Here is a 20570-nt window from a genome sequence, read left to right as displayed (position 1 = left end):
CGTCACTTCGAGTCGGCCGGCCGCTCTTCGGCGCGGGCCGACTCCTGACCATCCGCCTCCTGGCCGTCCGCCTCCGGACCTTCCTGTTCTTCGCCCTCCGGGATTGCGTGCGTGACCACAACCACCTCGGGTGCAGGTAGGCCCTCGGCCGCCGCAAGCGCCTCGGCCGAGTGCACTTCGGGCCACTGCCTGGTCACCGGTTCCGGGCGTTCACCGAGATCCTCGCGGATGCCGCGCACAAGGCTGTACATCATCACCCAGCCCATCACGAAGAATGGCAATCCGACCACTGTGATCACCTGTTGCAGCGCGTCGAGCCCGTCCTTACCGGTCGCGACGAGCATCGTCGCCGCAACGACTCCCATCAGCACCGCCCAGAACAGGCGCTGATGGATCGGAGCCTTCTCCTCGTGGCCGGACGCCATCATGTCCAGCACCATCGCTGTGGAGTCGACCGAGGTCACGAAGAAGATCACGACGAGCACGACCGCGATGAACGAGACGACCCCGGTGAACGGGAAATGCCCGAGGAATTCGAAGAGCGCACCGGGGATGTCACCGTCGTCCACCACACGCTCGACCAGCCCACCTTCACCGTTGAGTTCGATGTCGAAGGCCCCCATGCCGAAGATGCTGAACCAGATCACGGAGAAGAGCACGGGCAGGCCGAGCACACCGCCGACGAACTCGCGGACTGTGCGGCCGCGGGAAATCCGGGCGATGAAGATACCGACGAACGGCGACCAGGTGATCGTCCATGCCCAGTAGAAGACGGTCCACGTGTTCTGCCATCCGGAGTTCGCGAAAGTGTCGTTCCAGAAGGCGAGTCGAGGTAGAGATTCCCCATAGATGCCTACCGATTCGATCATGCCTTTCAGCAGGAACAGGCTCGGGCCGGTGACCAGCACGAAGATCAGAAGACCCACGGCCATGCCGATGTTGAGGTTCGACAATCGCTTGATGCCCTTGTCGAGGCCGAGAGCAACCGAGACGCCGGCCATCACCGTCACGATCGCGATCAACCCGATCTGGATGACTCCGGACTCCTCGAGGTCGAACAGCTGCGCAAGACCGGCATTGATCTGCAGCGTCCCCAGACCCACCGAGGTCGCGACGCCGAACACGGTGCCGAGAATCGCCACGACGTCGATGGTGTGCCCGATCGGCCCGTAGATCCGTCCGCCGAGGAGCGGCGCGAAGATCGAACTGACCCGCGGCGGCAGATGCCGCTTGTAGATGAAGTACCCGAAGCACAGGCCGGGGAGCGCAAAGATAGTCCAGGTGTGCAGACCGAAGTGATAGAGGGCGAAGCCCATTGCCTCTTCAGCGGCCTCGACCGAACCCGGTTCGACGTCCTGCCTCGGCGGGTTCGCAAAGTGTGAGATCGGTTCTGCAACTCCCCAGAACATCAGAATCGTGCCGATACCCGCTGCGAAGAGCATCGAAAACCAGGCGATGTTCGAATGTTCCGGTCGTTCGTCGTCGCCGCCGAGCCGGACCCTGCCATAGCGGGTGAGCGCGATCCCCACCAGGAAGAGTAGGAAGGTAGTGACCCCGAGTATGTAGAACCAGCCGAGGTTGGTCATGATCCAGTTCGATGCGGTACTGAATATTTTGTCCACGGCATCGGTGAACGCGATCGTCAGCACGACGAACAGGATCGCGACACCCGCCGACGCAAAGAAGATGCCCGGCGAAGTGCGTAGCCGGAGAGCATCGTGGGCCTGCTGCAGAATCGGCATCATCCATGTGTACCCCGGCGCCTCCACACCCACACTGAGTTTTCGGAACCGTGCGAATGATCACTTCGGAATCCACCCGGGAACGCGAACAACCCCCGAGCCTCCCGACACATCACAGAACGATGTCCGTGAATGTCGGGTCCGGTCCGGACAGACCGGTGCTCGGGGGTCGGGTGACCACCTGGGATTCGCCTGCCATGCGCGGCGGGTGAATTCCGTCGTCACACTGCTAGCGGATGGTCACCTCACGCGTCCGAATATCAATCACTTCCAGACCACCTCCTTTCTCGTGTACCTGAGAAAGTACGCGCGGATCACAACGTCGGCAACGCATTTTTCTCGACGCGTACCACCAGGTCGGCGGCGGTGCCCTGGGGCAGGTTGTGTGTGACGACGACGATCGTCCGAGCGGCATCGACGAGTCCCGAACCGGCATCGAGGAGCCGGCGCTGCAGGTGCGCGGCGTCCTCCGAATCGAGGTGTTCGGCCGGTTCGTCGAGCAGCAGTATGTCCGCAGGCGACAGAATCGCGCGTGCCAGGAGCAAGCGGCGGCGCTGTCCGCCCGAGATGTCGCGGGCACCTGAGGTCAGCACCGTGTGGACGCCGTCGGGTAGTGCGTCGACCCACTCCCCCAGACCTACCGACGCGAGTGCGGCCCGCGCCTCGAACTCGTCGACAGTACCCCGGGCGACACGCAGATTCTCGAGGATCGACGTGTCGAAGATGTGGGCGTCCTCGGCGAAGAATGCGATCCGCCGGCGGACCGCAGCCTGATCGATCTCTGCGAGATCCACACCGTCGAGGGTGACCGAGCCACCCGTCGGCACGAGGAGTCCGGCCAGTGTCATCAGCGCGGTGGTCTTGCCACTACCGCTGCTCCCGACGATCGCGACCCGCGAACCGGGGCCCGCCACCAGATCGACGGGTTCGGTGCCCGCACCGCCCGGCCATCCGCAGCGCAGTCCGTCGGCGCGGAGTATGCCGGGTCCGTCCGCGGAGGCAGTTCCGTGGGGCACCGGTCGATCTGCGCGGTCGAGAATGTCGACGATGCGCCTGGCCGCAAGTCGAGCTCGGGTCAGTGTCTGCGCCGCAGCAGGAAGGACCGCAGTGGCTTCGAACGCGGACAGCGGCAGCAGCACGAGGACTCCGAGGGTCGTGGGGCTCATCGTCGAAGCATCCGATCCGAATGCGGTGATGCCGATCAATAGAGCGCCGAGCACACTCGCTCCGACCGCGAGTGGTGTTGCCGCGTCCGCGAATGCGGCGGGAGCCGCCGAACGATCGGTGGCACGCACCGATTCGAGATTCGCGGCCCGCGCGCGGTCGGTCACGGCGGTCAAGCGCCCCGCGACACGTAGTTCCGCGGCGTGGTCGAGTGCGGTCACGGCGTCCTCACCGAAGCGAGACCGAGCGGCGTCGCCGTCGGCTTCCGCACGGGCCGCGGCGGACGCCGAGAGCCACGGTGCGACGACTCCGGCGATCAGCAGAGCGACGGAGAGGACCGCGCCCGCAGCCGGTACGAGGATCCCGACCGTGATCACCGCGGCGACGCACAACACGACCGCCACGGCGATAGGCACGAGAGCGCGCACCACGACGTCGCCGAGAGCGTCGACGTCGGAACCGGTGCGGGCGAGCAGATCCCCGCGTCGCAGCCCGGCGGAGGCAGCCGGGTCACCTTCGGCGAGGCGCTCGTACAGCCGCGACCGTGCCGATGTCATGCCGCGAAGAGCGGTGTCGTGGGTGGCCAGGCGCTCGAAGTACCGGAAGAGTCCGCGCGAGATACCCAGCGCACGCACCGCGACGACCGCCACAGTCAGGTCGAGGACCGGAGGCATCTCCCACGCCCGCACGATGAGCCACGCCGAGACTCCGGCGAGCAGCAGCGCGCTGCCGAGGGTCGCAACCCCGGCGCCCACGGCGAGCATCACGCGTCGAGGTTCGAGTTCGAGCAGCGCCATCGCGCGCCGCAGCAGGTACTTTCTGTCGCTGCGGCCCTTCGGCTCGGTCATGCGGCACGACCTTCCACGGCGACCACCCGGTCCGCGATCGCGAGCAGGGACGGCCGGTGCGCGACGATCACGACGGTACGTCCGGCTTCCGCGCGGTCACGAAGCGTGTTCAACACGGTGACTTCGGTGAGGTCGTCGAGGTGTGCGGTGGGTTCGTCGAGCAGCAGGACATCTCGCGGTGACGCCAGGGTGCGGGTGAGTGCCAGCCGTTGCCGCTGGCCCAGCGACAAACCGGTGCCGTCGACACCGACGACGGTGTTCCATCGATCCGGAAGGTCGGCCAGAACAACGTCGAACCCCGTTGCGACGCAGATCTCGTCGAGTTCGGGCGTCGCGGGGTCGGCCCCGGTGAGTTGCAGGTTGTCGGCGAGGGTGCCTGGAACCAGCACCGGTCGTTGCGGCAGCCACGCGACCCGATTCCACCACTGATCGGTGCCTTCTGCCGAGATGCCGTCGACGGTGACCAGTCCTTCTGCCGCTTCGGCGAGGCCGAGGAGCGCGAGCAATGCGGTGGTCTTACCGCTGCCGTTGGGTCCGGTGAGGACGGTGATCTCACCGGGTCGGCAGACCGCACTGAGCCGGTGCGGGGCGTATCCGTCACGGCCCGCAACACTGAGCCCGTCGAACACCAGTTCCGGTGCGTTGTCCCGGCTCGGATTCCGATGCTTCGTCGGGCCTGCCGGTGGTCGAGGCGCACCGGTTCCCGCGCCGTCGAGGATCGCGAATGCTCTCTCCGCAGCGGCCATCCCGTCCTCGGCGGCGTGAAACTTGCTACCGACGGTGCGTAGTGGCTGGTACGCCTCCGGCGCGAGGATCAGTGCGATGATGCCGGCTTCGAGGGCCATATCGCCGGTGACGAGGCGCAGGCCGATTGCCACCGCGACGAGCGCGACCGAGAGGGTCGCGAGGAATTCGAGCACTGTGCCCGAGAGGAACGCAACCCGGAGCGCAGACATCGTGGTGCGACGGTGATCCTCGCCGAGTTGGCGCACACGAGCTTCCGGTCCGCGTTCACGACCCAGTGCGCGCAGGGTCGACAGTCCCGCGACCAGGTCGAGCAGTTGTGAGGACAATGTGGTCATCGCCGAGAGGGTGCGGTCGGCTTTCCCTTTCGTGAGGACTCCGATGAGGATCATGAAGATCGGGATCAGGGGAAGGGTGATCACCACGATGAGCGCGGACGTGAGGTCTTGCGTGGCGATGACGACGATCGTGAGCGGGGTGAGCGTGACGGCCAGGAGCAGCGCCGGGATGTAACCGGTGAGGTATTCGCCGAGGCCGTCGAGGCCGCGGGTGAGCACGGTCGCGATCTCGTTGCGCCGCGGGTCCAGTTCGCGGGGCGGCAGAGTGGACGCGGCGTCCAGGACCTCGTGTTCGAGTTCTGCGATCACCCGGGTCGCCGACCGGTGGGCGTAGCGTGAATGCAGCCAGCTCACCGCGACCCGGACGACGACAACCGCAGCGAGGAGCCCGAGTTCGGTGCTCCAGTCTCCGAGCGACCGCGCGTCTGTGGTGATGACTCCGGCGAGGACCGTACCGATCATCAGCGCGGACGCGATCACCATCGCCACATCGACGAGCGACGTGACGACCGTCAGGACGAGGTACCCGCGCGCTGCGGCAGAGTAGCGCCACAGCCGCGGGTCGATCGGTCCCCGCCTGCGTGCAGACACGTCGGCGGAAACCGCAGCGGACTCGACGGTCATTTCGATCCGATTGTCAGCCCGATGGACTTGGGAATCTGGGCGGTCGAGATACGTTGGCGGAAAACCCAGTACGTCCAGCCCTGATAGATCAGAACGACCGGGGTCATGATCGCGGCAGCCCAGGTCATGACCTTCAGGGTGTACGGGCTCGAGGACGCATTCTCGATCGTCAACGACCATGCGGGGTCCAGGGTGGACGGCATGACATTCGGGAACAGCGAGGCGAACAGCAAGACGACGGTCGCGATGATCGCGATGGTCGTGAACGCGAATGCCCAGCCCTCACGTTCGGCGACAGTGAGTGCCACGACCACCAGCATCGACAGCGCCGCGACGGCAACCAGGATCCACGTCCAGTCCTTGCCGTAGGCGAGCTGTGTCCACATCACGAACCCGCCCGCGACCGGAACAGCCGGGAGTGCAAGCCGCCGTGCGAGTTTCACCGCATCCTCGTGCACGTCGCCGGCAGTCTTGAGTGCGATGAACACTGCCCCGTGCAGAGCGAACACGAGTGCGGTGGTGACGCCACCGAGCAGCGCGTAGGGGTTGAGCAGGTCGAAGAACCCGCCGACGTACTGCTTGTTCTCGTCGATTGCGACGCCGCGGATGATATTCGCGAATGCCACACCCCACAGCACCGCCGGTACCCATGAGCCGAAGATGATGCCCCGGTCGCAGCGGCGACGCCACGTCGGATCATCGATCTTGCCGCGCCATTCGATGGCGCACACGCGCAGGATGAGCGCGAGCAGTATCAACAGCAGCGGTAGGTAGAAACCGGAGAACAAGGTGGCGTACCACTCGGGGAATGCAGCGAACAGCGCACCGCCTGCGGTGATCAGCCACACCTCGTTGCCGTCCCATACGGGTCCGATGGTGTTGAGCAACACGCGCCGACGGGTGTCGGCGGTCTCGTCCCTGCCCCGTCCGAGTACCGGAATGTGCATGCCCACACCGAAATCGAACCCCTCGAGGACGAAGTACCCGGTGAACAGCACGGCGATCAGGATGAACCAGACTTCTTGGAGCCCCATGGCCGTCTCCTAGTACGCGAAGGACAGCTGTTTGGGCTGTCCGTTGTCGTCGGACTCGTCGTCGTGCTCGCCGGGTGGCTGCGCGTCGTGTTCCATCGGGCCTTCCATCGCATACTTGCGGATGAGCCAGAACCACACGACACCGAGGCCCGCGTAGACCAGAGTGAACGCGACGAGCGAGGTGATCACGGTCGCGGGCGCGTGGTCCGAGACTCCCTGTTCGACCGTGAGCCGGATCATGTCGACACCGGTCGGGTTCGGGTGGACCACCCAGGGTTGACGGCCCATTTCGGTGAAGATCCAGCCGGCGCTGTTCGCAAGGAACGGTGTGGGAATCGCCGCGATGCTGAGCCATCCGAACCACTTCTGATCCGGTACCCGTCCGCGTCGGGTGACCCACAGACCGGCGAGCGCCAGAGCGGCAGACCCCGCCGCGAGACCGATCATCGCGCGGAACGACCAGTAGGTGACGAACAGGTTGGGCTTGTAGTTGCCCGGACCGAACTGCTCCTCGTATTGGGCCTGCAGGTCTTCGACGCCCTGCAGTGTCACACCGGAGAACTCGCCCTCGGCGAGGTACGGCAGCACGAAAGGCATTTCGAGAACGTGGATCACGCCATCGCAGTCGTTGTGGGTGCCGATGGTGAGAATCGAGAAGTTCGGGTCGGTTTCGGTATGGCACAGGGATTCCGCCGAGGCCATCTTCATGGGCTGCTGCTCGAACATGAGCTTCGCCTGGACGTCGCCCGTCACGAACAGGCCGACGCCCGAGATGATCATGATGAGCAGACCCAGCCGTGTCGCGGGGCGAAACATCGTCCGCGCATCCGATTCGAGCCGCTCGGCTTCTTCGAGGACATCCGTCTCCGGCGCTTCGGATTCACGAAGCTTCGCGGCACGGCGCATGTTCCGCACCATCCACCAGCCTCCGATACCGGCGACAAACGTCGACGCCGTGAGGAAGCCCCCGGCCACCGCATGCGGGAACGCCGCGAGCGCGGTGTTGTTGGTGAGCAGTACCCAGATGCTCGTCAGCTCGGCGCGCCCGGTCTCCGCGTTGTACACGGCGCCGACCGGGTGCTGCATGAACGAGTTGGCTGCGATGATGAAGAACGCGGAGGCGTTGACGCCGATGGCGACGAGCCAGATGGTCGCGAGGTGTACCAGTTTCGGGAGGCGACTCCACCCGAAGATCCACAGTCCGAGGAAAGTGGATTCCATGAAGAAGGCCACGAGGCCTTCGAGCGCGAGTGGCGCGCCGAACACGTCGCCGACGAAGCGCGAGTACTCGCTCCAGTTCATGCCGAACTGGAATTCCTGCACGATGCCCGTGGCCACACCGAGCGCGAAGTTGATCAGGAACATCTTCCCGAAGAACTTGGTGAGCCGATACCAGTGGTCCTTCTTCGTGACCACCCACATCGTCTGCATGATCGCGATCATCGGAGCGAGCCCGATGGTCAACGGAACAAGAATGAAGTGATACACCGTCGTGATCCCGAATTGCCATCGGGACAGGTCGAGCACGTCCATTGCCACTCCGAGTCGAGCCGGTACAGGTGGAGCCCAGTACGTGGATAAGTCCGAGCGCGAGGCCCACGTCGGATTCTGCACACAAAACCGCCGACGCACATGCACAACGGCTTGTTACTACGAACGGTAGTAGAAAATTTCGGTGCCGCCCACCATCCGTGTCCACAACCACACCTCGGCCACACCAGCGGCCGAGCTCACGCGACTGTCAGCGCGTGGTCTCGATCGCCTTGTCGACCAGCTTCTCGATCTCGCCTTCGAGCGCCTCGGTGGCGAGAGAGTGACCGTCCAGCGTGTGCACACGCACCGCGAGCGCCACACTCGACAACAGCCAGACGCCGTCGGCGACGATGAGATCGGCCGGCCGCAGCGCCTCGTAGCGCACCGTCAGATCATTCCCGCGAGCTGCCTCGAACAGAGCCTGCTGGGTGGTGCCCGGCAGGATGCCCTGTTCCGGCGGTGGCGTGAGCAGAGTCCGGCCGCGCGCGATCACCACCGTCGATCGCGGACCTTCCAGAACGTGGCCCTCACTGCTCGTGTAGATCACGTCGTCGGCCCCCACTGATTCCGCGTGACGCAGCGCAGCCATGTTGGTCGCATACGACAACGTCTTCGCGCCGAGAAGCTGCCACGGTGCCTTCTGCGCGAGGTCCACGGAGTACCCGCGCTCGAGCGACACCACCGAGACACCGTCTCGCCGCGCAGCCTCCACACGCTCGGCCACCGGGGTCACCAGCAGGAACGCCGTGGGCCCGTCGCCGAACTCCCGGCCTCGGGTGTAGACGAGACGAAGTACACCTTCTCGTGCATCCCCCCACTCCTCGACGGCGATGTCGATGGCCATGCGCCAGTCATCGAGCTCGGGGGCAGGAAGATCGGCTACGGATGCGGACGACGCGAGCCGTGCAAGATGCAGTTCGACCGCGCGGGCTCGCCCGCCTCGCACCAGTAGCGTCTCGAAGACACCGTCCCCTCGCAGCACCCCGAAATCGTCGGCGTGCAGCAGGGGCGCATCAGCATCCCTCACCTCGCCATCCAGTGTCACCAGCACCCGATCAGCCATGCCGCCCACCCTATCCACTACTCCCCTGCCGAGCGCTTCCCCATAGACTGGTGTCGTGGCCGAGTTTCCGATCGTGTCCGAGAGCCCGTTGCTCACCTTCCCCGATGCCGTCGCGTCCCCGCCCGGAAGTCCCGACGAGGGCCTACCGTGGCACTACGGAGATCCGCTGGGCGAACAGCGCGCCGCCGTCGGCTCCGTCGCCGTCGTCGACCGCTCCAACCGCTTCGTGATCGCGATCCGCGGCGACGAACGCCTGAGCTGGCTGCACACGATTTCCAGTCAACACGTGCAGTCCCTGCCCGACGGCACCTCCGCCGAGAACCTCAGCCTCGATATGAACGGTCGCGTCGAACACCACTTCGTGCAGACCGACCTCGATGGCACCACCTGGATCGACACCGAACACGACCGCGGCCCCGATCTGCTCGGATTCCTCACCAAGATGGTCTTCTGGGCAAAGGCCGAGCCCCGTGACGGTAACGAACTTGCGGTGCTCTCCCTGCTCGGCCCCGATGCCGACGGTGCGCCGATCCTCGCCGCACTGGGCCTCGATGCCATGCCCGCCGAGGCCTATGCGGCCGTCGCGCTCCCCGGCGGCGGATTCGTGCGGAGAATGCCGTGGCCCACCGAGCACTCCTACGACCTGCTCGTGCCGCGCGGGAGACTCGGCGAGATCTTCACCGCACTCACCGCCGCCGGCGCCCGCGCCGCGGGCATCTGGGCGTTCGAGGCACTACGTGTCGCCGACTCCCGCCCGCGGGTGGGTCTCGACACCGACGAGCGCACCATTCCGCACGAGGCCCGCTGGATCGGAGGCCCTGCCGAGGCCGGCGCGGTCCACCTCGACAAGGGTTGCTACCGCGGCCAAGAGACCGTGGCCCGCGTCCACAATCTCGGTAAACCGCCGCGCCACCTGGTACTTCTGCACCTCGACGGCTCGGCCGACGGACGTCCCGAGCCCGGTGAGGCGATCACCGCCGGAGGCCGCTCGGTCGGACGGCTCGGCACCGTCGTCGATCACTACGAGCTGGGTCCGATAGCGCTGGCCCTCGTCAAACGGAACATCGCGACGGACACCGCGCTCGTCGTCGGTCCGTGTGCGGCCGCCATCGATCCGGATTCGGTGCCTGCCGACGACACGGTCCAGGCCGGACGCCTCGCGGTCGACCGATTGCGCGGCCGTTGAGTCCCGAACCGAATTCCGGTCGGGTCGACGCCGTGTGTGTGGTGCACGAGATCCGGGCCAGCGGCACCCGCCGCGTCCCCGTCACCGGGATCGACAAGCGCCCCGTGGACGGTCCCGTCCACGTCGGACGTCTCGGCCTCGACGGTGACCGCCAATGCGATACCGAGAACCACGGGGGACGCTTCAAAGCCGTCTACGCATACGGCGACAACGAAGCCGGACGCTGGGCAGCCGACCTCGGCCGTGACCTTCCCGCCGGATGGTTCGGAGAGAACCTTCGGACCAGCGGCATCGCGACCAGCGACGCGGTCATCGGCGAGCGGTGGCGGGTCGGCGACGCCGGTCTCCTGCTCGAGGTGACGGGCCCCCGTACGCCCTGCGGCACGTTCGGAGTGTGGTCCGGCGAAACAGGGTGGGTCAAGCGGTTCGCGGCCCGCGGCGACACGGGCGTCTACCTGAAGGTCCTCGTCGAAGGCCCGGTCGCGACCGGCGACCGGATCGTCGTCGAGGACGTCCCGGGGCACGGGGTGACCGTGCGCGACCTGTTCAGCGGACGCGACCCGGAACGGATCGCGGTGATGCTCGAGCAGCAGCAAGATCTGTCGCCGAGTGTCGCGGACAAGGCCCGGCGACGTGTCGCCGGGCGAGAGGTACGGGTGATGTATTGAGCGTCGAACTGGTCGAAGTGGTGCGCTCCGGATTCCGGGAGTGCGTACATCGGGGATCTCTCGTGGTCCTGGATCCCCGCGGTGAGGTGATCGTGTCACTCGGGGAGGTCCACACTCCCGTCTATCCGCGCTCGTCGAACAAGCCCTTGCAGGCAACCGCGATGCTGCGGTTGGGCTTCGCACCCCGCAACACCGCCGAACTCGCCATCGCGACCGCGTCGCACGAAGGCGAATCGGACCATGTCGAACTCGTCGAGGAACTGCTCGCCCACTCCGGTTTCGGGGAGGACGCACTGCAGTGTCCCGCGGACCTACCCGGCAACGAACTCGCCCGCGCCGAGGTCCTCGCGGCGGGTCGTGTCCCTCGTCCCACCTACATGAACTGTTCGGGCAAACACGCCGCGATGCTCGCGACGTGCGCGGCGAACGACTGGCCCACCGCGAACTACCTCGACTCCGCCCACCCCCTGCAGCGAGCTGTGGTGGAGACGATCCTCGATCTCACCGGCGACATCGAGGAGACGGACCTCGGAATCGACGGATGTGGACTTCCCATCGTCCCGGTGCCGTTGATCAATCTGGCCCGCGCGTACTCCCGGCTGGCGACCGCCGATCCCGACACGCCCGAACGCGCTGTCGCCGACGCGATCCGCGAGCACCCGTTCCTCATCTCGGGGTCGGGTAAGGACGACCTGCGGCTCATTCAGGCCGTTCCGGGATTGATGTGCAAGGCCGGAGCCGACGGCATCCATGCGGGCGCCCTTCCGGACGGCTCGGCGTTCGCTTTCAAGATCGACGATGGTCATGAGCGTGCCCGGCTCCCGCTCACCGCCGCGGTCCTCACCCGGCTCGGGATAGCCGTCGACGAGAAGCTGGCAGCTCTGGCTTCGCAACCCGTACTCGGTGGTGGTGCGCGTGTCGGCACCGTCCGAGCCGTACCGGGGGTGTTCTGAGCCGCATCTTCGGACAATTGAATACCGCATTACTGCAGGTCGGGTGTCAATGAGATGTAACGGACACCTGCCTGAACGGGTGGGTGGGAGCGGAACTGAGTTTTCCAAGCTAAAGTGGGACACAGGAAAATACTCAACACACCGGGGCCGCCAAATTCCCCAGGCCGCCCCGTCAAAGCGCGAGGGGGTTGGCCATGGGCCGCGGCCGAGCTAAGGCAAAGCAGACCAAGGTTGCAAGGCAACTGAAGTACAGCTCGCCATCCACCGACTTCGAGAGCCTTCAACGAGAGTTGTCGGACGGAGATCTGTCGGGCGGTGCACCCAACTCGCACAGGGACGAGGTCTTCGCCGACCAAGGTTCCGGTTGGGACGACGACGACGACTGGCGTCGCTGACCAGACGTAAACCATCAGTGGAGGGGGAGCCGACATCGGCTCCCCCTCCACTGATGGTGACATCGGCTGATCGAGCGGTCCCCATGCGTGTGCGACGCAACGACCGCGAGTTCACATGAACAAACAGTTCACACGAACAAACAAGGGTCGGATATTCACGCCAGAGCGTGAATATCCGACCCTTGTTCGTACTTTGCCGCCTGCCCTCAGAAACGCGGGTGATCGCCGAGGAGCAGCGCCCGCTCACCGTCGGCATCCTGCGCCTTCCGGACAGTTCCGAGAGTCCAGCTCTCGATGTGTCGAGCCGTGAGCACCGCAAGCGCACGGTCGACGTCCTCGGGCGCGACGATCGCGACCATGCCGACACCCATATTGAAGGTCTTCTCCATCTCAGCGCGCTCGACACGACCGCGCTGAGCGATGAGACCGAACACGGGTGCCGGGCTCCACGTGGTGCGGTCGAGTTCCGCGACGAGGCCCTTCGGCATCACGCGCGCCAGGTTGGCCGCAAGCCCACCACCTGTGACGTGGCAGAAGGTGCGCACCTCGGTCTCGGCAGCGAGGGCCAAGCAGTCCTTCGCGTAGATCCGCGTCGGCTCCAGCAGTTCCTCACCGAGCGTGCGGCTGAACTCGTCGACGTGGGCCGTCAGGCTCATCTTGCCGATTTCGAGCAGCACCTTGCGTGCAAGGGAGTACCCGTTGGAGTGCAGTCCCGACGAGCGCATCGCGATCACGACGTCGCCCGGGCGCACGCGCTCGGGGCCGAGGAGTTTCTCGGCCTCCACCACACCGATACCGGTCGCAGACAGGTCGTAGTCGCCGTCTGCCATCACGCCGGGGTGTTCTGCGGTCTCACCTCCGAGAAGTGCGCAGCCGGCCTGGACGCAGCCTTCGGCGATACCCGAGACGATCTCGGCGACACGCTCGGGCACAACGCGTCCGACAGCGATGTAGTCCTGCAGGAACAGCGGCTCGGCGCCGCACACGACCAGATCGTCGACGACCATGGCCACCAGGTCGAGGCCGACGGTGTCGTGCTTGTCCAGCGCCTGCGCCACCGCAAGCTTCGTGCCGACGCCGTCGGTGGACGCGGCGAGCAGCGGCTCCTTGTAGTCGCCCTTGAGGGAAAACAGTCCCGCGAAGCCCCCGAGACCTCCGAGCACCTCCGGTCGTGTTGCCCTCTTCGCGTGCGGAGCGAACAGTTCGACGGCCTTGTCGCCCGCCTCGATGTCCACGCCTGCCGCTGCGTAGGAAGCTCCGGGGGTTGTCTCCTCGGTCATGGGTTGTCGGCTCCAGCTTCGAGTTGTGAATAGGGTTGTCAGTTGCGTTACGGCACGTTCGTGACCGAAATGCAGGGTGGCCGGTGTCCGTCAGAACGCATGCGAAAGCGGGCCCGAGAGAGCCGACCGCGCACTCACGGTACCGGAACCGGATCTACGGACGGCTCAGAACGTCCGCGTTGGCGTTGTCCAGCACGGTCGGAGTGACCGATTCCGCATCGACGACACCTTCGAGGACGTTCTTGCCGATCGCGTACTCGGTGGGCAACGCAATCGGGTAGCTGCCGTCGAAGCACGCCGCACACAGACGCGTCGACGGCTGCTCGGTCGCGCCGATCATGCCGTCGATCGAGATGTAGCCGAGCGAATCGGCACCGATCGACCGGCGCACCATCTCGACCATCTCGTCGTAGTCGTGCCCGTCGGCGTCCGTGTCGCGGTGACCGCCACCATTGGCGATGAGCTCGGTGGGTGAGGCGAAGTCGATGCCGTAGAAGCAGGGCCACTTCACCGGCGACGACGCGATCCGGACGTGGATCTCGAGCGCGCCTGCCTCACGCAGCATGCGGATCAGAGCGCGCTGGGTGTTGCCACGCACGATCGAATCGTCGACGACGACGAGTCGCTTCCCGCGGATGACCTCGCGCAGGGGATTGAGCTTGAGCCGAATACCCAGCTGACGGATCGTCTGGCTCGGCTGGATGAAGGTGCGGCCCACGTAGGCGTTCTTCATCAGCCCCTGTCCGTACGGCAGACCGGACCCCTGTGCGTAGCCGACCGCGGCGGGAGTTCCGGACTCGGGGACCGGGATCACCAGGTCCGCGTCGATCGGATGTTCCTTCGCGAGGCGCCGTCCGATCTCGACACGCGTCGCGTGCACCGAACGTCCGCTGATCGTCGAGTCCGGGCGCGCCAGATACACGTACTCGAAAACACAGCCCTTCGGTTCGGGCGCCGCGAAACGGGACGACCGGACACCGTCGGAATCGATGGCGAGCAACTCACCGGGCTCGATGTCGCGAACGAAGGACGCTCCGACGATGTCGAGCGCCGCGGTTTCGCTGGCCACCACCCAGCCACGATCGAGACGACCCAGGCACAGCGGCCGGATGCCCCAGGGGTCGCGCGCCGCGTAAAGGGTGTGTTCGTCCATGAATGTCAGGCAGAACGCGCCGCGGAGGGTCGGAAGCAGCTCGAGTGCGGCGCTTTCGATCGTGCTGTCCGCCGCCGCATGGGCGAGCAGCGCACCGACGAGGTCCGAGTCGGAGGTCGCTGCGCCCGGACGATTCTGGTCCAGTGCGCCCAGCTCACGCGCCTTCTGCGCAAGTTCGGCGGTGTTGACGAGGTTGCCGTTGTGGCCGAGTGCCACACCGGTGCCTGCCGCCGTGGTGCGGAAGATCGGCTGTGCGTTCTCCCACGTCGTCGAACCCGTCGTCGAGTAGCGGCAGTGGCCGACGGCGATATGACCCGGCATCGCAGCCAGGGTCTGCTCGTCGAAGACCTGGCTCACCAGACCGAGATCCTTGAACACGAGGACCTGGGCACCGTCGGAAACCGCGATGCCCGCGGCTTCCTGACCTCGATGCTGAAGGGCATAGAGCCCGTAGTACGTGAGTTTCGCCACGTCCTCGCCGGGAGCCCACACTCCGAAGACGCCGCACTCTTCGCGCGGCTCGTTCTCGGGTTCGTCCGAGGCGAGAAGATTGCGTGTGTGAACCGACAGATCGGCACTGGTCACCGGGGTGCTCCCTGGGGCTGGACAAAATCGGGGCAGGCCCATTCTACGTGCCGCTCGCGACGCCTCCGACCACGCACCCGCACGAGCTCCTGGATCACAGACGCAGGAGCGGAAGCCAATGCGCGATCTCACCTGCCCGTGCGCCCGACGCATCGACTCCACCGGCACCCACGGCATCGTCGAACATCTCGCGTCCCACGACCAGCCGCAGCCACGTGCGGGGGTCCGTCTCGACGACATTGGGGGGCGTCCCACGCGTATGCCGGGGGCCTTCGATGCATTGCACCGCCACGAACGGTGGAACCCGCACCTCGACGCTCGAGCCGGGCGCGATCTGTTCGAGAGTCCGGGCGCTGAGCCTCACTGCCGCCGCGAGGTCGGCCCTCGCGGGTTTCTCGTCGCTGTGCCCCGACACCCACGCCTCGACTCGCTGGAGCGCCCCGCGAAGTTCGGCGGGATCGACGGACTTACGCGGTGCCATGGCCGGCCCGATCCGCCGCACGGCGCTGCTCCGGACCGGTCCCGAGCGTCGCGGCCCGTACCGCGATCGCTCCCCCGACATTGATCGCGAGATGAGCCAGTGCCGGTGCAAGCACGCTGCCGCTTCCCTTCCTCAACCACGCGAAGCCCAGTCCGGACAGCCCGGTCACGACGACAGTGGTCACGACACTGTCGCCGACGGCCATCGCCGGGCGCACATGCCACAACCCGAAGGCCACGGCCTGCGGTAGCGGTCCGACAAGGGCCGTGAGTGCACCTCGGAAGAGCAGTTCCTCGGCGAGGACGGTGCCGATCGGAATGTGCAGACCGATCCATTCGTAGAAATCCCCGCGCCTGCCGCGCTCATCGTCGACGAATCGCTCCCGCACCGCCGGAACAGACAGCGCGGCGACATAGCAGGCTCCGATTGCTCCCCCTGCTGCTGCACCCCACTTCAGGCCCGCACGCAGCCGCGACGGATCGAGACCCAACGCATGCCGATCGAGACCCGATGCACGGGTCAGGGCCACCGCGCCGATCCCGGCACCGGCGGCGAGCAGCACGCGACCCCGCGGACCTACAGGGGCTGCGGGAAGAACCGCACCGATCGCCACCGCAGCGACGGCGGCGACCGGGCCGCGCCACGACCGGACCCTCATTTCTCCGGTCCCTGAGTCTTGCGCAGCGCCTCCAACGCGATCCGGACCCGTTCGGTGTCGGTATCGGTCCAGCCCTCGGGTTGCGTCACCGCCACCCACCCATCGAGCACGGTGGTGCCGTAGTTGTGACCGTGCCCGTCCGGAACCCCGGCCGCGTTCGTCAGATCGGCCGAGACCTGCCAGAACGTGACGAACGGGAACCAGCGCATCTGCGGGAGCCGATCCGGCCCGGGCGGCTCGGACAACCAGTCGGGGCGTGTGAACAGCAGGTCCGGGTCCCACCAGACGACAGGGTCCGAGGCGTGCTGGATGTACAGGACGCGCGGCGACAACCACAGGGTTTCCGGAACACCGATCTCCGACCGGCCGTCCGCGAACCGCACGACGAGACCATCGGCATAGACCGGATCGACCTCGGTGCTACCCGGATCTCGGCGCTCGACGAGCTGACTCCACAGCCGGTTCGAATTCGGCGGTCCGACCCACAGCACCCCGTCGACGGTCTCGCGGATGTCGGCGAGACTGTCGAAAGCACCTTCACCCGACTGCGTGCCGAGGCTCTCGCCGTAGACGAACAATTCGGGCCGCTGGTCTTCCGGGAGCTCGAGCCACCGCTGGTGCACGCGGTCGATCAGCATTTCGCCTGCAGCAGCGGCCTTCTCCTTGTCTGCCAGGAACGAGATCCAGCTCGGCAGGTACGAGTACTGCCACGCCACCATCGCGACGTCGCCGTTGTGCACGAGCTCCATCGCCTGCGCCGCCGTGGGATTGACCCAGCCGGTCCCCGTCGTGGGGATGAGCACCAGTACAGAACGGTCGAACGCACCGGTGCGCTCGAGTTCGTCGACGACCAGATCGATGCGTTCCTCGGCCGTTTCGGCCGTGTCGAGCCCGACGTAGACGCGAATCGGTTCCTGCGCCGGGGCACCGTTGATCGCGGTGAGTTCGTCGGTGTCCAGTCCCCGCGACACGAAGTTCCGGCCTTCGAACCCGAGCGTCTCCCACGGGGCGAAGGACTCGGGACTACCGGATTTCGTGGGGCTCAACGGTTGTACCGCACCGGGTCGGGTGCTGTCGTCCTGGATGCTGAATGCCGAGTTCGTGATCGCATATGCACCGCGCAGGAGCACACCGTCGATGAGCATGAAGGTCGCGAGGACGACGACCATGACCGCGAGGGTGCGGGCGAGCCCCGCCGGCATCCGTGTGCGCCGCACCAGTTGCTTTGAAATCCAGCGGCCGAGGTCGCGCAATCCGCGCCACAGCGAGATCAGCAGTGCGGCAACGGCAAGGGCGAGCAGACAGGTGCGCAGGTATCCGGACGTCGTGGTGCCCTCGGCGTCCATGAGAGCAGCCAGCTGACGTTGCTGACCGGCGGCGAGTACGAGAGCGACCAGCGAAGCGAGGATGCCTGCGACCGGGACCGCCACCCTGATCGCCCGTTCGACGGGCAACGGCAACGGCCACCACGCTCGGCCCCTGAGCACGAATCGAGTGGCGACCCAGCCGACGATGCAGCCGAGCCCGTACCCGATCGTGGCGTTGATCCCGCCGATGATGCCTTGGAACAGCCAGTCGCGCGGCAGTAGCGACGGCGACAACGACCAGCAGAAGAACAGAGCGGCGAATGCCACCCCGGTCGTATCGAGGCTGAGCCACCCCCACACCCGAGCGGTGAGGGGGTGGCGTTCACCGAAATCGGTGACTGCGGCGATGATCTGCCCTTGACGGGCTTCTATCGCTGCCAGCCGGTCGACCTGGGCAGCCGCCATTCGGTTACCCGAACAGTGCCGGCAAGGTACCTTCGTAGACCTCGCGGAGTTCACTCATGGGCACCGAGAAGTGCCCCTGAACCTCGACCGAATCGGATCCTTCGTCGACAACCCCGATCCGCACCCACGGCAGGTTGCGCGCCGTGCACATGCCCGTGAACCGGGACTCTTCGGTGCGCGGGACGGCGACGAGCACGCGGCCCGCGGACTCGGAGAACAATGTCACGAACGGATCTGCATCCTCGGGCAGCAGAATCCGGCATCCCGTCTCCCCCGCCAGTGCGGCTTCGACGACCGCCTGCACGAGCCCGCCCTCGGACAAGTCGTGGGCGGCGGAGATCAGTCCGTCGCGCGACCCTGCGAGGAGGATCTCCGACAGCAGACGCTCGCGCTCGAGGTCGACCTTCGGCGGCACACCCCCGAGGTGGTCGTGCTCGACCTGCGCCCAGATGGATCCGTCGAACTCGTCGCGGGTCTCCCCCAGCAGGATCAGCGTCTCGCCGGGCTCGAGGCCGAGGCCGGTGGGGATACGACGGTGCACATCGTCGATCACACCGAGGACCGCTACGACGGGCGTCGGCAGAATCGGCGTGGAACCGGTCTGGTTGTAGAAGCTGACGTTGCCACCGGTGACCGGAATACCGAGCTGCGCGCATCCGTCGGCGAGGCCACGCACGGCCTGCTGGAACTGCCACATCACGCCCGGATCCTCCGGCGACCCGAAGTTCAGGCAGTTGGACACTGCCTTCGGGGTGGCACCGGTGGTGGCCACATTGCGGTAGGCCTCGGCGAGCGCGAGCTGCGCACCGGCGTACGGGTCGAGCTGCGTGTAGCGGCCCGACGCATCGGTGGCCAGCGCGATACCGCGGCCGGTCTCCTCGTCGATGCGGACCACACCGGCATCGGCGTGCTCGGCCAGAACGGTGTTGCCACGCACGTACCGGTCGTACTGCTCGGTGATCCACTTGCGGCTGCACAGCGCAGGCGACGCGAGCATCTTCAGCAACGTGGCCTTCAGCTCTTCGTCGGTCTCCGGACGCTTCAGCGTCGCGGTGGTATCGGCGATGAGTGCGTCCTGCGTGTCGGGACGCTGCACGGGACGCTCGTAGACCGGCCCCTCGTGCGCAACCGTGCGCGGCGGCACGTCGACGACGGTCTCGCCGTGCCACGTGATGACGAGACGCTCCCCGTCGGTGACCTCACCGATGTCGGTGGCGAGCACGTCCCACTTCTTGCACACGGCCATGAATGCGTCGACGTTCTCGGGTGCGACGACCGCGCACATGCGTTCCTGTGACTCCGAGGAGAGCACCTCGGCCGGGGTCATGCCCGTCGCGCGCGTGGGAACACGCTCGAGGTAGATGTGCATGCCGCCGTCACCGGCAGCGGCGAGCTCGGATGTCGCGCAGGAGAGCCCGGCACCGCCGAGATCCTGGATCCCGACGACGAGCTTCTCGCGATACAGGTCGAGGCAGCACTCGATGAGCACCTTCTCCGTGAACGGGTCGCCGACCTGCACGCTGGGCAGCTTCTTCGGACGTCCGCCGCCCTCGCTGTCGTCGAACGTCTCGGACGCGAGGACGGACACACCGCCGATGCCGTCGAGACCGGTGCGGGCACCGAACAGGATGATCCGGTTGCCGGTACCCGACGCGAATGCCAGATGCAGATCCTCGACACGCATCGCTCCCGCGCACAGCGCATTGACCAGCGGGTTGCCCTGATAGGACGCGTCGAACACGGTCTCGCCACCCACGTTGGGCAGGCCGAGGGAGTTGCCGTATCCACCGACGCCGCGCACCACACCGTCGACGACGCGACGCGTGTCGGGGTGGTCGGCCGCGCCGAAGCGCAGCTGGTCCATCACTGCGATCGGGCGAGCACCCATCGCCATGATGTCGCGGACGATGCCGCCGACACCTGTGGCCGCACCCTGGTAGGGCTCGACGTAGGAGGGATGGTTGTGGGATTCGACCTTGAAGGTGACGGCCCAGCCGTCGCCGATGTCGACCACGCCTGCGTTCTCACCGATACCGGCAAGCATCGACGAGCGCATCTCGTCGGTGGTGGTCTCACCGAAGTACTTCAGATGCACCTTCGACGACTTGTACGAGCAGTGCTCGGACCACATCACCGAGTACATCGCCAGCTCGGCATCCGTGGGGCGGCGCCCCAGGATCTCCGTGATGCGGGTGTACTCGTCTTCCTTCAGCCCCAGCTCCCGATAGGGCTGAGCGACATCGGGGGTTTCGGCGGCGTGGGTGACGGTATCCACGTGCGATGACACTGGGCGTCGGGTCCCTTCACTCTGGGATCGAGAAACAGCAGGATCGAAAACAGCAGGCCGGG

The 20570-nt window shown here is 66.3% G+C and carries 16 protein-coding genes; 4 read left to right on the top strand and 12 right to left on the bottom strand.

All coding sequences use genetic code 11. The features are described 5' to 3' along the window. Positions 1 to 2 precede the first annotated feature (2 nt). The 6 genes from HCA61_RS11430 to HCA61_RS11405 form a co-directional block, all read right to left on the bottom strand. Positions 3 to 1742, bottom strand: coding sequence for a BCCT family transporter (locus tag HCA61_RS11430; RefSeq protein ID WP_206039909.1), 1740 nt, complete (start codon positions 1740 to 1742; stop codon positions 3 to 5). Positions 1743 to 2056: 314 nt separating this feature from the next. Further along, positions 2057 to 3754: a thiol reductant ABC exporter subunit CydC gene (gene cydC / locus HCA61_RS11425; RefSeq protein WP_169688298.1), complete on the bottom strand. Its 1698-nt coding sequence runs from the start codon at positions 3752 to 3754 to the stop codon at positions 2057 to 2059. Beyond that, complete coding sequence (cydD, locus tag HCA61_RS11420; protein ID WP_169688297.1) at positions 3751 to 5460, bottom strand: thiol reductant ABC exporter subunit CydD; 1710 nt, start codon at positions 5458 to 5460, stop codon at positions 3751 to 3753. Before cydD ends, cydC begins: the two co-directional genes overlap by 4 nt. Then, positions 5457 to 6494: a cytochrome d ubiquinol oxidase subunit II gene (cydB, locus tag HCA61_RS11415; protein WP_169688296.1), complete on the bottom strand. Its 1038-nt coding sequence runs from the start codon at positions 6492 to 6494 to the stop codon at positions 5457 to 5459. The genes cydD and cydB overlap by 4 nt, the downstream gene beginning before the upstream one ends. A gap of 9 nt (positions 6495 to 6503) precedes the next feature. Next, entirely contained in the window at positions 6504 to 8027 is a 1524-nt protein-coding gene (locus tag HCA61_RS11410) for a cytochrome ubiquinol oxidase subunit I (RefSeq protein ID WP_169688295.1), read from the bottom strand. Positions 8028 to 8235: 208 nt separating this feature from the next. Continuing rightward, a complete protein-coding gene (locus HCA61_RS11405; RefSeq protein WP_169688294.1) occupies positions 8236 to 9090 on the bottom strand; it encodes an aminodeoxychorismate lyase in 855 nt (284 codons plus the stop codon). Positions 9091 to 9145: 55 nt separating this feature from the next. Here HCA61_RS11405 and HCA61_RS11400 point away from each other — a divergent pair, with 55 nt between their 5' ends. The 4 genes from HCA61_RS11400 to HCA61_RS11385 all read left to right on the top strand — a co-directional run bounded on the left by HCA61_RS11400 (position 9146) and on the right by HCA61_RS11385 (position 12292). After that, a complete protein-coding gene (locus tag HCA61_RS11400) occupies positions 9146 to 10276 on the top strand; it encodes a folate-binding protein YgfZ (protein ID WP_169688293.1) in 1131 nt (376 codons plus the stop codon). After that, entirely contained in the window at positions 10273 to 10944 is a 672-nt protein-coding gene (locus HCA61_RS11395; protein WP_169688292.1) for an MOSC domain-containing protein, read from the top strand. Before HCA61_RS11400 ends, HCA61_RS11395 begins: the two co-directional genes overlap by 4 nt. Then, entirely contained in the window at positions 10941 to 11897 is a 957-nt protein-coding gene (locus HCA61_RS11390) for an asparaginase (RefSeq protein ID WP_169688291.1), read from the top strand. Before HCA61_RS11395 ends, HCA61_RS11390 begins: the two co-directional genes overlap by 4 nt. 194 nt (positions 11898 to 12091) lie before the next feature. Then, on the top strand, positions 12092 to 12292 hold the full coding sequence (locus HCA61_RS11385; protein WP_169688290.1) for a DUF3073 domain-containing protein: 201 nt from the start codon (positions 12092 to 12094) through the stop codon (positions 12290 to 12292). Between the two features lie 206 nt (positions 12293 to 12498). Here the strand turns inward: HCA61_RS11385 and purM are convergent, their stop codons facing one another. From purM to purL, 6 genes are all read right to left on the bottom strand, one after another. After that, complete coding sequence (purM, locus tag HCA61_RS11380) at positions 12499 to 13572, bottom strand: phosphoribosylformylglycinamidine cyclo-ligase (protein WP_169688289.1); 1074 nt, start codon at positions 13570 to 13572, stop codon at positions 12499 to 12501. Between the two features lie 154 nt (positions 13573 to 13726). Next, positions 13727 to 15310, bottom strand: coding sequence for an amidophosphoribosyltransferase (purF, locus tag HCA61_RS11375; RefSeq protein WP_169688288.1), 1584 nt, complete (start codon positions 15308 to 15310; stop codon positions 13727 to 13729). A 94-nt stretch (positions 15311 to 15404) separates the two neighbouring features. Then, complete coding sequence (locus HCA61_RS11370) at positions 15405 to 15791, bottom strand: sterol carrier family protein (protein ID WP_169688287.1); 387 nt, start codon at positions 15789 to 15791, stop codon at positions 15405 to 15407. Continuing rightward, a complete protein-coding gene (locus HCA61_RS11365; RefSeq protein ID WP_169688286.1) occupies positions 15778 to 16449 on the bottom strand; it encodes a CPBP family intramembrane glutamic endopeptidase in 672 nt (223 codons plus the stop codon). Before HCA61_RS11365 ends, HCA61_RS11370 begins: the two co-directional genes overlap by 14 nt. Further along, positions 16446 to 18221, bottom strand: a complete 1776-nt coding sequence (locus HCA61_RS11360; RefSeq protein WP_169688285.1) for an alpha/beta hydrolase — start codon at positions 18219 to 18221, stop codon at positions 16446 to 16448. Before HCA61_RS11360 ends, HCA61_RS11365 begins: the two co-directional genes overlap by 4 nt. Before the next feature lie 4 nt (positions 18222 to 18225). Next, complete coding sequence (gene purL, locus HCA61_RS11355) at positions 18226 to 20508, bottom strand: phosphoribosylformylglycinamidine synthase subunit PurL (RefSeq protein ID WP_169688284.1); 2283 nt, start codon at positions 20506 to 20508, stop codon at positions 18226 to 18228. Between the last annotated feature and the right edge of the window lie 62 nt (positions 20509 to 20570).

It is taken from the genome of Rhodococcus sp. HNM0563 (assembly GCF_012726195.1).
Lineage (GTDB): Bacteria > Actinomycetota > Actinomycetes > Mycobacteriales > Mycobacteriaceae > Rhodococcus.
This window is presented reverse-complemented; position numbering and strand designations above follow the sequence as displayed.